The organism is Haloferax sp. AB510, from assembly GCF_024136985.1.
Classification (GTDB): Archaea; Halobacteriota; Halobacteria; order Halobacteriales; family Haloferacaceae; genus Haloferax.
In genome coordinates, this window is record NZ_JAMYJY010000040.1 from 1 (window position 1) to 13,932 (window position 13,932).

At 66.2% G+C, this 13,932-nt stretch carries 13 protein-coding genes; all 13 read right to left on the reverse strand.

Translation table 11 applies throughout. The annotated features are described in order from the left end of the window. Nucleotides 1–1,038: argininosuccinate lyase (gene argH, locus NKF06_RS09650; protein ID WP_253245260.1), on the reverse strand; the 1,038-nt coding region annotated here is incomplete at its 3' end. A 1-nt stretch (nt 1,039) separates the two neighbouring features. Continuing rightward, the gene (locus NKF06_RS09655; protein WP_058827972.1) at nt 1,040–2,257 is read right to left on the reverse strand and encodes an argininosuccinate synthase; all 1,218 of its coding nucleotides are present in this window, start codon (nt 2,255–2,257) and stop codon (nt 1,040–1,042) included. 484 nt (nt 2,258–2,741) lie between these two features. After that, the gene (locus NKF06_RS09660) at nt 2,742–3,956 is read right to left on the reverse strand and encodes a cation:proton antiporter (RefSeq protein ID WP_253245261.1); all 1,215 of its coding nucleotides are present in this window, start codon (nt 3,954–3,956) and stop codon (nt 2,742–2,744) included. Beyond that, a complete protein-coding gene (locus NKF06_RS09665; RefSeq protein WP_058827970.1) occupies nt 3,956–4,441 on the reverse strand; it encodes a TrkA C-terminal domain-containing protein in 486 nt (161 codons plus the stop codon). The genes NKF06_RS09660 and NKF06_RS09665 overlap by 1 nt, the downstream gene beginning before the upstream one ends. A 66-nt stretch (nt 4,442–4,507) precedes the next feature. Further along, nucleotides 4,508–5,116 carry a hypothetical protein gene (locus tag NKF06_RS09670; RefSeq protein ID WP_058827969.1) on the reverse strand — a complete coding sequence of 203 codons (609 nt, stop codon included), beginning with the start codon at nt 5,114–5,116 and terminating at the stop codon, nt 4,508–4,510. A 6-nt stretch (nt 5,117–5,122) separates the two neighbouring features. Beyond that, a complete protein-coding gene (glyS, locus tag NKF06_RS09675; protein WP_058827968.1) occupies nt 5,123–6,907 on the reverse strand; it encodes a glycine--tRNA ligase in 1,785 nt (594 codons plus the stop codon). Further along, nucleotides 6,900–7,754 (reverse strand): CBS domain-containing protein, encoded by an 855-nt coding sequence (locus NKF06_RS09680; protein ID WP_058827967.1) that lies wholly within the window; start codon nt 7,752–7,754, stop codon nt 6,900–6,902. Before NKF06_RS09680 ends, glyS begins: the two co-directional genes overlap by 8 nt. 123 nt (nt 7,755–7,877) lie before the next feature. Then, complete coding sequence (locus NKF06_RS09685; RefSeq protein ID WP_058827966.1) at nt 7,878–8,465, reverse strand: hypothetical protein; 588 nt, start codon at nt 8,463–8,465, stop codon at nt 7,878–7,880. Nucleotides 8,466–8,526: 61 nt separating this feature from the next. Continuing rightward, complete coding sequence (locus NKF06_RS09690) at nt 8,527–8,970, reverse strand: hypothetical protein (RefSeq protein ID WP_253245262.1); 444 nt, start codon at nt 8,968–8,970, stop codon at nt 8,527–8,529. After that, complete coding sequence (locus NKF06_RS09695) at nt 8,970–10,304, reverse strand: oligopeptide/dipeptide ABC transporter ATP-binding protein (protein WP_058827964.1); 1,335 nt, start codon at nt 10,302–10,304, stop codon at nt 8,970–8,972. The genes NKF06_RS09690 and NKF06_RS09695 overlap by 1 nt, the downstream gene beginning before the upstream one ends. Then, nucleotides 10,301–11,380, reverse strand: coding sequence for an ABC transporter ATP-binding protein (locus NKF06_RS09700; protein ID WP_253245263.1), 1,080 nt, complete (start codon nt 11,378–11,380; stop codon nt 10,301–10,303). The genes NKF06_RS09695 and NKF06_RS09700 overlap by 4 nt, the downstream gene beginning before the upstream one ends. Continuing rightward, entirely contained in the window at nt 11,377–12,816 is a 1,440-nt protein-coding gene (locus NKF06_RS09705) for an ABC transporter permease (protein ID WP_253245264.1), read from the reverse strand. The genes NKF06_RS09700 and NKF06_RS09705 overlap by 4 nt, the downstream gene beginning before the upstream one ends. A 6-nt stretch (nt 12,817–12,822) precedes the next feature. After that, complete coding sequence (locus NKF06_RS09710; RefSeq protein ID WP_058827961.1) at nt 12,823–13,872, reverse strand: ABC transporter permease; 1,050 nt, start codon at nt 13,870–13,872, stop codon at nt 12,823–12,825. Nucleotides 13,873–13,932: the final 60 nt, after the last annotated feature.

Genomic DNA, 13,932 nt, shown 5'->3' on the forward strand with positions numbered 1-13,932 from the left:
CCCGACCGCGCCGGCGGCGACCGCGGCCGCCTCGGCCACGTCGTCGACAGTGCGGAACGCGTGTTTGTGGGCGCGCTGGAGGTCGCGGTTGTACGCGCGCGGCAGCCCCTTGAGCGTCGTCAGGAGGCCGGTGAGTTCCCCGACGGCGTCGCCCGCGACGGCGCGAACGAGTTCCATCGTGTCGGGGTTCTTCTTCTGCGGCATGATAGAGGAGGTCGACGAGTAGTCGTCCGACAGCTCGACGAGGCCCTTGTTCGAGAATATCACGAGGTCCTCGGCGAGGCCGGAGAGCGTGACCGCGTGGGTCGTGAGCGCCGACAGCGTCTCCGCGAGGAAGTCGCGGGTCGCGGAGGCGTCCATCGAGTTCTCCATCACGCGGTCGAAGCCGAGCAGGTCGGCCACGAGTTCGCGGTTCACGTCGAAGGGCGTGCCCGCGAACGCCGCCGACCCGAGCGGCGACTGGTTGATGCGCTCGTACGCACACATGAGGCGGGCGCAGTCGCGGGCGACCGCCCGTTCGTACGAGAGCAAGAAGTGCGCGACCGTCGTCGGTTGCGCGGGCTGGAGGTGCGTGTAGCCGGGCATCACCGTCTCGGTGTGTTCGGCGGCCGTCTCGACTAACGACTCGCGCAGGGCGAGCGCCGCGTCGAGGGCCGAAAGCACGTCCTCGCGCAGGCGGTAGCGGATGCAGGTCGCCACCTCGTCGTTGCGCGAGCGGGCGGTGTGCATCTTCCCGCCGTCGGGGCCGACGATGTCGATGACGGCGGCCTCGATGGCCTCGTGGACGTCTTCGCCGCCGGCAAGCGAGTCGTGGCCCGCGGCCTCGACTTCGTCCAGCGCGGCGAGAATCTCGCTCGCGACCTCGGACTCGATGATGTCTTGGGCCGCGAGCATCACGACGTGTGCCCGGTCGACGGCGAGGTCGGCCTCGAAGATGCGTTCGTCGGCCGCGAGGCTCGACATGAACCCGCGGGCGGGGCCGCCGCTGAAGCGGTCCCGGCGGATGACGCCCTCGGAGTCGCCGTCCTCGCCTGCCATCTTACTCGTCGCTACCGCCGTCTGCGGCGAGTTCGGGCTTCTGCTTCTTCGCGCTCTGGTTGGCGAGACGCGCCTGGAAGCCGTGGTACTTGGCGACGCCCGTCGCGTCGGCCTGCTCGATGCCGTCGACCGTCTCCGTGTTGAAGGAGGCGGCGGACTCGGAGTACGCGGCGTACTCGGACTCGCGGCCGACCGGGCGGGCCTGTCCGCCCTCGAACTTGATGGTCACGGTGCCCGTGACGCGCTCTTGGGTCTTTTCGAGGAAGGCGTTCAGCGCGCCCACGAGCGGGGCGTCGATGAGGCCCTCGTAGGCCTTCTGGGACCACTCGTTGTCCACGGTGGCCTTGAAGTCGCGTTCCTCCTTCGTGAGGACGAGCCCTTCGAGCGCCTCGTGGGCGTTCAGGAGCGTCGTCGCGGCCGGGTGCTCGTAGTTCTCGCGCACCTTGAGGCCGAGCATGCGGTCTTCCATCATGTCCGTGCGGCCGACGCCGTGCTTGCCGGCCTTCTCGTTGAGAAGCGAGATGAGTTCGAGGGGCTCCATCTCCTCGTCGTCGACGGCGACCGGGTAGCCGTCTTGGAACGTGATTTCGATGAGTTCCGTCTCGCCGGACGGCTGGTCGGTCCACTCGTAGATGTCCTCCGGCGGGACGTAGCCGGGGTCTTCGAGGTTGCCGCCCTCGATGGAACGGCTCCAGAGGTTCGTGTCGATGGACCAGACGCCCTCGTTGCCGCCCTGCACCGGGAGGTCCTTCTCGGCGGCATACTCGATTTCCCACTCGCGGGTCATGCCCATCTCGCGGACGGGCGCGATGACTTCGAGGTCGGAGGCGCGCCAGACGGCCTCGAAGCGGAGTTGGTCGTTACCCTTGCCCGTACAGCCGTGGGCGATGCCCTCGCAGTCGTGTTCCTCGGCGAGTTCGAGGATGGCCTTGGCGATGACCGGGCGCGCGAGCGCGGTGCCGAGCGGATAGCCCTGATAGTCCGCGTTGGCGCACACGGAGTCGAGACAGAGCTGTGCGAACTCCTGTTTCGCGTCGACGACGTGGTGCTCCAGTCCGAGGGCCTCGGCCGTCTCGTAGGCCTCCTCGAACTCCTCTTCGGGCTGGCCGACGTCGACCGTGACGCCGATGACTTCGTCGTATCCGTACTCCTCTTCGAGAATCGGGACGCAGACTGTTGTGTCGAGTCCGCCCGAGAACGCGAGTGCGACTTTCTTCATGTACTCGTCTGTGGCGGGGACATACAGATAAATTCTTTGCATTCAATTTGTGAAATTAAGTGGTAGAGATGCCTATAGGCACGAAAATGGAAGATTAGCGTTTTCGACGTGTCCCGAAGGAGATGATGATTGTGGCCCTAAAGGGCCCGTCGTCGGGGTCGGACAGCCGCGGCTCGCAGCGGGGCAAAAGTGGCGAAGGTGCTGCGAGTCGCCATGGTTGTGAAACGCTACGAAGTCATTCCTATTAAACGCTTCCGGCGACGCAAACGTTTCCTCAGTCGAGCAACTCCCCGGCGAGTTCGACCAGCAGTTCGTTGTCGACGAGCGCGACCACGAGCGCGATAATCGCGACCACGACGACTGCGATGACGAGCCACTCGATAAGGGTCATAGCACCCGCAACGTGACGGCTCCTCCGGTAAGTGTTCTGTGGCCGTTCGGGTCGGTCGGCGTCGACGGCTCGAAAACGTCGCGCCGGGACGAATCAGGCGCTCTCGGTCGAGGTCTCTCCGTCCGCCGCGCCGCCGCGGAAGACCAGTCGTTCCACGAGGTCCGACCGCTGCATCAGCACCGTTCCGAGCGCGCTCATGACGAAGACGTAGCCGACGGCGAACGCCGGGATGATTTCGCGCATCACCGGTGTCGTGCCCGCGGCGGCCAGTGCCGCGATGACGAGCGAGAACTCGCCGCGCGGCACCAGCCCGACGCCGACTCGGAGCGACCGGTGCGCCGAGAGGTCGTACGCCCGACCGCCGAGATAGCCCGAGAGAATCTTCGACGGCGTGGACACGATGACCGCGATGGCGAGCGGGACGGCCGCCGCCGCCAGCAGCGTCGGGTCGGTGCCAAGGCCGATCCAGAAGAAGAACACCGCGGCGAACACGTCGCGCACGGAGACGAGTTGGTGTTCGAGTCGCTCCCGGTGGCCGCTCGTCGAAAAGCCCATGCCGACGAAGAACGCCGCGACAGCCTCGCTCACCCCGAGCGCGAGCGCCGCACCCGAGATGGGAACGACGACCGCGAGCGCCCGCAGGACGAACGCCTCCTGGTTCTCTACGTCGAGGACGCGGGCGAAAAGCGCCGTCCCGTACTGGACGGCCACGAACAGGAGGCCGAGGAAGCCGAAGGCGATGGCGAGCGACCGGCCGATGGCCGCGACGCCGCCGTCGCCGCCGAGCACGAGCGAGGTGACGACCGCGAGGTAGACCGCGATGGCGAGGTCTTCGAAGACGAGCGTGCCCAGAATCGGCTCCGACTCGGGGTCCGCAATCCACCCGAGATCAATGAGCGTCTTCGTCACGATGGCCGACGACGAGATGTAGACGATGCCGCCGAGCAGCAGCGCCTCCACCGGCGACCACCCGAGGACGAGACCGATGGCGACGCCGATGGGGAGGTTCACCGCGAGGTCGATGACGCCCGCGCGGCCGATTTTCGCCCCCGACGACCGGAGGCGGTCGAGGCTGAACTCCAGGCCGAGGAAAAACAGGAGGAGGACGATACCGAGTTCCGCGAGAATCGTCACGATTTCGCCGTTCGGGACGTACGGGAGGCCGAACCGCCCGGCGACGTACGGTCCGGCGACGACGCCGCCGACGACGTAGAGGGGAATCACCGACAGACCGAGGCGGAGCGCGACCGCTCCGACGACCGCCAAGACGACGAACAGATAGCCGAATTCGAGCAGCGCCGCTGCCATTAGGTCCCTTTGACGAGCGCTGTGAAGTCGCGGCAGGCCGCCTTCGGACCGATGACGACCAGCGTGTCACCGGCTTCGACCATCGCGTCGCCGCCGGGCGACGTGACGACCTCGTCGCCGCGCTCGATGGCGATGACGGACGCACCGGTCGCCTGCCGGAGGTCGGACTCTCCGAGGGTCTTGCCCGCAATCTCGGAGTCTGCGCCGACTTCGACCCACTCGATGAGCGTGTCCCCGCCGAGAAGCGTCTCGATGCTCTCTGTCTGGACCGGCTGGAAGTACGCGCCTTCGAGAAGCGTCCCCACCTGTCGGGCCAGTTTGTCGGTGAGTTCGAACAACTTCTCGGAGTCGCTGTCGGCGCTCGCGCGCCGGAACACCTCCCGCTTGCCGCTGTTGTGCGTCACGATGACGAGCCGGGAGCCGTCGCCGAGTTCCACCTCGTGTTTCTTCCCGACGCCCGGAAGGTCGCTCTCGTAGACAGTCATGACTGTCCGATTCGTGGTCAACTGAAATAAAATCGCATCACGGACCGACGCCCGAACGCCGACCGCTTACGCGACGCCGACCAGCCAGAGCGTCCCCGCGATAGCGACGCAGGCGACCGGCGGAATCGAGAGGTTGTCATCGATGACGTAGCCGGCGACGACCGGCTTCACCCCGTCGGCCAGCGTCGCCCCGGCTGCTCCGGCGGCCGCGGCGAGGCCGCCCGCGACGACTCCCGAGACGGGAATCACGAACGGCGCGGCGAGGACGAAACAGACCGCGAACATCGCCGCGAGCGTCCGCACCGACTTCAGTTCGCCGACCGGTGCGGAGCCCATGAGGCCGCTTATCGGGTCGCCGATGGTGAGCATGAACATCCCCGGGACCGCGACGTGCGGGTCGAACACCAGCGCGACGGCGGTCTGGCTGTAGACGTACAGCGCGTAGCCGGCGACGTTGTCCTGTTCGTACTCGCGGGTGAGTTCGTCGTAGACGGCCCACTCGAGACCGCCGAACAGGCGGAGCAGTTCGAGGACGCTGACGACCGCCGCGAGGAAGACGAACAGATACCCGAGGGTACGCCACTCGACCAGCCCGAGGAGATACAAAAGCGGCATCCCCGAGCCGCTCGCGTGGACCAGTCGCCGTTTCACCTCGGCGGTGCTCGGTCGCCCCACGGCGGGTTACGCCTCGACGACCTCGTTCTCGTCGAGCACGTCGTCGAACGAGGCGGTGCCGGCGCGCAGGCCGACCAGCGTTCCGACGAGGTCGTCGACGGGCAGTCGGACCTGTTTGCCGCTGTCGCGCTCGCGGATGGTGACGGTGTTCGCGCCGTCGCCTTCGAGGCCGTCGCGGTCGATGGTGATGCAGAACGGCGTGCCCACCTCGTCCTGTCGGCGGTAGCGCCGACCGATGCTGCCGGAGTCGTCGTAGACGACCGCGAAACCGGCCGCGCGGAGTTCGGCGGCCACGTCGTCGGCGAGGTCGACCAGTTCGTCCACGTTGCTCACGAGCGGGAAGACGCCGACGTTCGTCGGCGCGACAGACGGCGAAAGCGAGAGGTAGCTCCGCGCCTCGCCGTCGACCTCGTCGGTCTCGTAGGCGTGCGCGAGGAGCGTGTACACCGTGCGGTCGATACCGAACGAGGGCTCGACCACGTGGGGCGTGATGTGTTCGCCCGCCTCGGTCTGCGTCTCGACCGAGAAGTTGGCCACGTCGGTGTCGACGGTGATTTCCTCGCCGTCGATGTCGAGGGTGACCTCGTCGGCGTCGAAGGCGTCGGGGTCGCGCTCGGCGAGCGTCTCCAGCGCGTCGGCCACGTCGGCGGCCTGCGCGCCGAACTCGGGGCCGAGCGTCGCCATGTCGGGGTCGACGACGGCGCGCTCGACCGTCTTCGGCTCGTCGTACTGCTGGAACACGGTGAAGTCGTCGTCGCCGTACTCGCCGTGCTTCGAGAGGTCGTAGTCGCTGCGGTACGAGAAGCCCGCAATCTCTATCCAGTCGCCGTCGACCTCGCTCTCGGCGTCCCAGCAGTCCGAGGAGTAGTGGGCGCGCTCGCCCGCGAGGTGCTGGCGGAAGCGGAAGCGATCCATGTCGACGCCGACCGTCTCGTACCACTCCTGGGCGATGCCGAGGAAGTAGCCGAGCCACGCGTTGCCGATGACGCCGTCTTCGACGGCCTCGCCGATGGTCGTCTCGACGTAGTCCCCGTCGTCGGCCTCCTGCTCGGTCGCGGGGTACAGAAGCACCTCCACGTCCTCGACCGCGGAGAGGTCGGCCTCGTCGCGTTCGGGGTCGATGAAGTGCTCCAGTTCGGCCTGCGTGAACTCGCGGGTGCGCACGATGCTCTTCCGCGGCGAAATCTCGTTGCGGTAGGCGCGGCCGACCTGTGTCACGCCGAACGGGAGGCTGTTGCGCGCGTACTCTTTGATGCGCGGGAACTCCACGAAGATACCCTGCGCCGTCTCGGGGCGGAGGTAGCCGGGCGTCGAGGAACCGGGACCGATGTTCGTCTCGAACATGAGGTTGAAGTCCTCGACGGACTGGCCCGCGAGGTCCGCGCCGCAGGTCGGACAGACGAGGCCGAGGTCGGCGATTTTCTCCGCCGCCTCCTCGGGCGACAGCGTCTCCGCGTCCTCCAGCTCGGAGTTGTCCTCGATGAGGTGGTCCGCGCGGTGGGACTCGCCGCATTCGGCGCACTCGACGAGCATGTCGTCGAAGCCGTCGAGGTGGCCCGACGCCTCGAAGACGGGTTCGGGCATGATGGTCGGCGCTTCGATTTCGAGGTTACCCTCCTGGACGGCGAAGCGCTCGCGCCACGCCTCCTCGACGTTGGACTTCAGGGCCGCGCCCTGCGGGCCGTAGGTGTAGAACCCGCCGACGCCGCCGTAGGCCTCGGAAGAGCCGAAGAAGAAGCCTCGGCGCTTCGCGAGTTCGGTGAGTGCGGCGGACTCGTCGCCCTCACTCATACAGCGCCTCCAGCAGGTTGATGTCGCGGACGATGCCGATGAGTTCGTCGCCGGAGACGAGCGGAATCTGCTCGATGTCCTCGCGAATCATCGTCTGGGCGGCGTCCTTGGCGGTGGCGCGCGTCGGGACGCTCACGAGGTCGTCGGTCATGAACTTCGAGACCGGTTCGGCCGGAATCTCGACGTTCCGGGTCGGGATGTAGCGGTTGCCGACCGCCTTGATGCCCTCCCACATCCACTCGTCGTCCTGGTTTGCGACCGAGTCGCCGGTGCCGGCCTCGCCTTCGACGACGCGGGCGACCTCGATGATGTCGACTTCGGTCACGATGCCGGCCAGCGAGGCCTCGTCGTCGAGGACGACCGCGTAGGGTACGTTCGCGTAGAATATCTCGCGCTCGACGATGTGCAGGGGCACGTCGACGTACGTCGTGTTCACGTCGCGGGCGGCGAGGTCGCCGACCTCGGTCTCGCCGTCGATGTCGCCGCGGGCGATGGCTCGGATCACGTCGGTGACGGTGAGGATGCCCTCGATGGCGTCGCCGTCGATGACGGGGATTCGGCGCGCGCCCTCCGAGACCATCGTCGCGGCCACCGCTTCGAGGTCGTCGTCGGCGCTCGCGGTCGGCACCTCGCGGACGAGCACCGCCAGTTGGTCCTCGTCGGGGTGTTCGATGAGGTCCTCCCGAGAGATGAGGCCTCGGTACTTCGTCCCCTCGTCGGTCTCTTTCACCACAGGAACAGAAGAGAACCCACGCTCTTGGAGGTATTCCAGAACGTCGTCGCGCGTGCCCGGCAGGGACACCGTCACGACCTCCTCACCGCGGGTCATCGCGTCGGCTACTTTCATACACCCGCTTTCTTTCCCCCGCCTAATGTACTCTGCGAACGCTTTCGCCTCGCTGACAGGCGTCCGACGCCGCTCGCGGGAGCGTCGTGAGTCCTCCGAAAACGAATGCAGAACGAATCCGATTCAGTTGTCGTCGCTCGCGTCGCCTTCGGCGTCGTCGTCGCTGTTCGGCGCGTACCGCCGAATCGCGTCGAGGTTGGGGAAGAACTTCTCGGGGTCGTCGTGTTCGACGACGCCGACGACGGTACCGTCGAGTTTCTGGAGGTAGGTGTACATCCGACCTTCCTCGACGGCGACGGTCGCGCACTCAAGCGCCTCGCGAAGGTCCCACGCGCCCGCGAGGAAGATAGCGGTCTCGGCGTCCGGCGAGAACAGCGCCGTCACCATGTAGACGCGGCCGTCGTTCTCCGCGCGGTACACCTCGTACTCGGGGAACGACGTCGCTTCGAACAGGTCGGCGACCGTCTCGGCCTTGTCGCCGGGAATGACGTACGCGAGGCCGAACGCCCCCTCGTCGCCCTTGCCGCTGGAGGGACCGAACGGACCGCTGTCGCCCGCCGGGATGCGGACCGTCTCCCACCCGTCGGCTTCGAACTCGTCGGCCATCGCTGTCATGTCGTCGAGTGTCGCGCCCCACGCCTCGCGGCGGCGGTCCGCCTCGCCGGCGATTCGTTCGACATCGGGCGTCTCGTCGTCTCCGAGTTCGGCCATACCAGTTCTGGACGACGTATATGGTAAAAGGCATCGAAGGCCACGGGGGCCTCCGAGGCGGTCAGTAGTTGATGCCGAAGACGACTTCCATCGCGTACGAAGTCGCGAGGATACAGACCGACGCGAGGAGGAGTTTCACCCCGCTCGACGGCCGCTCGTCGCTGTTCGCGGGTCGCAGTCGCGGTGGAAGTACCGCGTCGAGCGCGTTCCCGACGAGTTTCTCGACGCCGACCGGTTCGTCACTCCCCGAGAACAGGCCGCCGTCGCTGCCGCCGTTTCCGTTCCCATTTCCGCTCTTCCAGGCCGCCTTCGGGCGCACCTTGAGCGACGCGTAGCCGAACATGGCGAACCCGAGAAAGAACATGAGCCACTTCGCGCCGGGCAGTCCGTTGCCGGCGAGCGTGCTCACGAGGGCGGTCACGACGAACACCACGCCGGTGAGGGAGACGGCGTAGACCACGGCGTCGATGGTCTTGACGCCGAAGCGGCGTGGGTCGAACTCCATTATTGGACGAGCGTCTCGAAGACGGCCGCCGGCTCTTCGTACTCGGGCTCGTGGCGGTGACAGAGGCTCAAGCGACCCCGGTTGCCGACCGAAAGCTGGTCGGGTCGCTCGTGGTCACAGACGCTGCCGAACTCCTCGCGGAGGTAGGCCCGCGCGGCGTCCTCGTCGTCGTTTTCGGCGTAGTCGGCGGCCTCGCGGATGTGCGACATCACGTCCGAAGGCACGTCCAGTTCGCCGAACAGTTCGGGGATAATTTCGTCCATCCCGGCGCGGTGGCTCTCGCGGCCGAGCAGTTTCCGGACGCGGTCGCTCAACGAGGGGTCGGCCCGCGAGCGCTCACGGAGAACCTCGCGGAAGACCTCGATGCGCTCCCAGAGGTCGGTGTCCATGTCTCTGTACGCCGACGGGCGAATCTTCACCGGACAGCGCGTCGAGAACGGACAGCCCGCCGGCGGGTCGCGCGGGCTCGGCGGCGTCCCGCGGAGGGTGATGCGGTCGCGTTCGATAGTCGGGTCTGGCTCCGGAATCGACGACAACAGCGCGTGCGTGTACGGGTTCGCCGGCTGGTCGAACATCTCGTCGGCCGGCCCGATTTCCATCATGTTGCCGAGGTACATCACGGCCACGCGGTCGCAGATGTGGCGGACGACCGCGAGGTCGTGGGCGATAAACAGGTACGTCAGCCCGAACTCGTTTTGCAGGTCTTCGAGCAGGTTGAGAATCTTCGCCTGCACGGACACGTCCAGCGCCGACACCGGCTCGTCGAGGATGATGAACTCCGGTTCGAGCGCGAGCGCGCGGGCGATGCCGATGCGCTGGCGCTGGCCGCCGGAGAACTGGTGCGGGTAGCGGTAGTAGTGTTGTTCCTGCAGGCCGACGGTTTCGAGCAGTTCGCGGACGCGCTCGCGGCGCTCCGACGGGGTCTTCCAGTCGTGCACGTCGAGCGGCTCGCGGACGATTTCGCCCACGGTCATCCGCTCGTTGAGGCTCGAATCGGGGTCTTGGAACACCATCTGTACGTCTTTGCGGAACTGCTTGAGGTCCGAGCCGGACAGTGTGGTGATGTCCGTGCCGTTGAGTTTGACCTCGCCCGCGGTGGCCTCTTCGAGGCGCATCAGCGTGCGACCGAGGGTGGACTTCCCGCAGCCGGACTCACCGACGAGTCCGAGCGTCTCGCCGCGTTGGATGTCGAACGAGACGCCGTCGACCGCTTTCACGGGGTTGCTGCCGAGGAAGCCGCCGTCCTCGTAGTAGGTCTTGAGGTCGTTGACCTCGAGGATGGTGTCTCCGCGCGCCTCGGTGCTCCGCTCTTCTTCGGTGGATGTCGTACTCATCGCGTGTCACCTCCGCGCTGTCCGCCCTCGCGGTGGACGGCGACCGCCTCCTCCGTGGGGAGGTCTTCGGGGTACAGCAGACACGACGCTCGGTGGTCGTCCGTGCCGTCACCGACTTCGACGGGCTTGGGGTGTACCGTGTCGCACTCGGCGAACGCCTTCGGGCACCGGGGGGCGAACCGACAGTACGTCGGGTCCTCGTTCGGTGTCGGCACGTCGCCCTCGATGGTCGCGAGGCGCTCGTCTTCGTCGAGCCCCTGTCCGGGGATGGAGTTGAGAAGCCCCTGCGTGTAGGGGTGTTTCGGCGACTCGAACAGTTCGACGACGGGCGCGCTCTCGACGATTTCGCCTGCGTACATCACGTTGACGCGGTCCGCGATTTCGGCGATGACGCCCATGTCGTGGGTGATGAACATGATGCCGAGGTCGCGTTCCTCCTGAAGCTCTTCGAGGAGTTCCAGAATCTGCGCCTGGATGGTCACGTCGAGCGCCGTCGTCGGCTCGTCGCAGATGAGCAGTTCGGGATCGCACGCGAGCGCCATCGCGATGACGGCGCGCTGGCGCATCCCGCCGGAGAACTGGTGAGGATACTCGCGGACGCGACGGTGCGCGTCCGGAATCCCGACCGCTTCGAGCAGTTCGATGGCCTCTTTCGTCGCCTTCGACCCGCTCAGTCCGCGGTGGAGGCGAAGCGCCTCCTTGATTTGGTTGCCAACCGTGTAGACGGGGTTCAGGCTCGTCAGCGGGTCCTGGAACACCATGGCGATGCTGCCGCCGCGGATAGAGCGCATCTGCTTCGGCGACTTGTCGAGGAGGTCCTCGCCGTCGTACATGATACGGCCGTTCTCGATGCGGCCGGGGTTCTCGACCAACCGCATGATAGAGCGGGCCGTGACGGACTTGCCGGAGCCGGACTCGCCGACGATACCCACGGTCTCGCCGCGGAAGATGTCGAACGAAATGCCGTCGACCGCGCGGATAACCTCCTTGTCCGTGTAGAACGACGTTCGGAGGTTCTCGACGGAGAGCAGGGGTTCGCCCTCGGTCCGGGTCGAACTCGCCTGTTCGGTGCTCATGCGCCACCTCCAGTGGCCGCGGCCTCGTCACCGGTGTCGGCCTGCGGGTCGATGGCGTCGCGGATGCCGTCGCCGAAGGCGTTCAGGCCGGTCACGACGAGCGTGATGAGGAGGCCGGGGACGAGCGAAATGTGCCACGAGGGACTCGCGACGTACTGCTGTCCGTTCGCGATGAGCCGGCCCCACTCGGGGGTCGGCGCGGTGATGCCGAGCCCGAGGTAGGAGAGCCCGGCGACGCTGATGATGATACCACCGAGACTGAGCGAGGCGTAGATGAGCATGTAGCTGAACACGTAGGGGGCCATGTGCTTGCGCATGACCTGCGTCGGCGTCTGACCGAACGACTTCGCGGCGTCGATCCAGTCCTGCTCGGACACCTGGAGCGCTGGCCCACGTATCGACCGCCAGATGAACGGCCAGTAGACGATACTGAAGATGAGGATGATGAGCACCGCGCCGTCGTACAACTCCCTCACCCAGGTGTTCTGGAAGATGACGAGCATCAAGATGAGGACCATGATGACCGGCAACGCCTGTATCGAGTCTGAGACTAACACCGTCGCCAAGTCAGCCAGTCCCTTGTAGTACGCCGTTATCATGGCCAAGCCGAGGCCGATGAGGCCGGCGATTCCCATGGCGACGACGGCGATGGTCAGTGATATCCTGGCCCCGAACACCACCTGTGTGAATAAGTCCTTCCCGTTTGTCGCCGTGCCGAACGGATGGAACCTGCCGAAGTCGTCGTACGTCAGCGGCGCGACGTTCTCGTCACCTGCACCCTGCGACCCGGAGCCGAGGTTGGCCTCGCCGACGAGGACGGTTTCGACGCTCTGGGTGTCTTCGCTCCAGTAGCTGACCTCGTAGTCGTACGGCTGGAGGATGTTCTGCTCCATCGTGGTCGGACCGAGCGCGGGCGCGAATACCGCCATGACCACAAACGTGATGACGATAATGAGCCCGAACTTGCCCCAGGAGTGACCCCGGAAGCGGTTGACCACGTCGTCCCGCGGCGTCCAGTCGACGCGGCGGTAGTGGCGGCGGAACCGCTTGTAGCCGTTCCACGCCCACGCCAGCACCGCGAAGGCGTACGCGTAGACGAACACGACGCGGATGGCCCACGCGACTGCGGGCGAGAGCCCGAGGAACGTGTTCTCGTAGCCGGTGCCGTTCCAGTAGCCCTGGTTCGGAATCACGTCGCGGGAGACGAGCGTCGGAATCGCGTCGAACGCCGCCTGCAGCGACTGGACGGCGGACGCACCCGGGTCACCGGGAAGGAGGTTGACGACCACGCCGGCGACGGCGCCGACGACTTGGAGGATAGCGCCCAGTTCGACGCCGATGAGGACTGCACCGACGGCGGCCCAAATCAGCGCGGGCTGGGGGTTCTCAGCGACTCGTTGTCGGAGCGGAATTTCGGTTTCGGTTGTCGTGCTCACTGTGATTCACCCGTCGTACCCGACGCGCGGGTCGATAATCGTGTACAGGAAGTCCTGTAGGATGTTCGTGCCGACCAGGATGAGGATGAAGATGAACATCAGCGTCCCGATGAGCGGCAGGTCCCCGTTGATGGCTGCGTTGAAGAACAGCCAGCCGAGGCCGTTGATGGCGAAGACCGTCTCGACGAACACCGACCCGCCGAGAAGCAGGAACGCCTCGCCCGTGATGATTGGCACGAGCGGGATGAGCGCGTTCCGGAAGATGTGCTTCCAGACGAGCGAGCGCCCGGAGACGCCCTTCGCGCGGGCGGTCTCGACGTAGTTCGAGTTGATGGTTTCGAGGACGGCGGTGCGGCCGATACGCATCTCGTTCCCCATCGACGCAGACCCGAGGACGAGCGCGGCCGGGGCGATCTGCTTCGTCGCCCGGATGAACGACTCAGTCCACCCCCCGGGGTCGGCGAGGAACTGCTCGACCGGTGACTGGAAGAAGCCGAGCGCCGGCGGCGTCACGACGTTCGTCCTGACGATCCACGTCTGCCACGTGAACAGGCCGTTCGTCCACGTCCCGAGTTGCGAGAGGGCCGTGACGAGCATGATTGCCAGCCAGAAGTTTGGCATCGCGCGCCAGACGATTCCGCCGAAGGAGGCGGCGTAGTCGGAGGGCGTGTTCGGGTTCAGCCCGGCGTAGAAGCCGAGCGGAATCCCGACGAACAGCGCGATGACGACCGACCAGAAGCCGAGCCAAATCGTCCGGGGCGCGTAGATCTCGATGAGTTCGTACGCGGTCGTCCCTGGTGCGATGACCCACGACTGGCCGAGTTGGAAGGTGAACAGCTCGTACATGAAGTCGAGGTACTGACTCCAGAGCGGCTGATTCAACCCGAGGTTCGTCCGAATCTGTTCTGCCGCCTGTGGGTTGTATTGCGTCCCCAGAATCGCCGAAACGGGGTCGAGTGGCCCCAGGCGGATGAGGGCAAACGTAATTGTCGTCCCGAAGATGACGACAGGAATCGACATCAGTACCCTGCGGAGGAAGTACTGCCATCGACTCATGGCATCACCTCGCAGACCGTTCGAGCGGACATTATTGTATTGGTTTAATGAGTGGTATGG

What these genes read in the sequence shown, in the direction of transcription:
- NKF06_RS09655 (WP_058827972.1), bottom strand. Translation starts at nt 2,257, where the DNA reads ATGAAGAAAGTCGCACTCGCGTTCTCGGGCGGACTCGACACAACAGTC.
- NKF06_RS09660 (WP_253245261.1), bottom strand. Translation starts at nt 3,956, where the DNA reads ATGGCAGCGGCGCTGCTCGAATTCGGCTATCTGTTCGTCGTCTTGGCG.
- NKF06_RS09665 (WP_058827970.1), bottom strand. Translation starts at nt 4,441, where the DNA reads ATGACTGTCTACGAGAGCGACCTTCCGGGCGTCGGGAAGAAACACGAG.
- glyS (WP_058827968.1), bottom strand. Translation starts at nt 6,907, where the DNA reads ATGAGTGAGGGCGACGAGTCCGCCGCACTCACCGAACTCGCGAAGCGC.
- NKF06_RS09680 (WP_058827967.1), bottom strand. Translation starts at nt 7,754, where the DNA reads ATGAAAGTAGCCGACGCGATGACCCGCGGTGAGGAGGTCGTGACGGTG.
- NKF06_RS09685 (WP_058827966.1), bottom strand. Translation starts at nt 8,465, where the DNA reads ATGGCCGAACTCGGAGACGACGAGACGCCCGATGTCGAACGAATCGCC.
- NKF06_RS09690 (WP_253245262.1), bottom strand. Translation starts at nt 8,970, where the DNA reads ATGGAGTTCGACCCACGCCGCTTCGGCGTCAAGACCATCGACGCCGTG.
- NKF06_RS09695 (WP_058827964.1), bottom strand. Translation starts at nt 10,304, where the DNA reads ATGAGTACGACATCCACCGAAGAAGAGCGGAGCACCGAGGCGCGCGGA.
- NKF06_RS09700 (WP_253245263.1), bottom strand. Translation starts at nt 11,380, where the DNA reads ATGAGCACCGAACAGGCGAGTTCGACCCGGACCGAGGGCGAACCCCTG.
- NKF06_RS09710 (WP_058827961.1), bottom strand. Translation starts at nt 13,872, where the DNA reads ATGAGTCGATGGCAGTACTTCCTCCGCAGGGTACTGATGTCGATTCCT.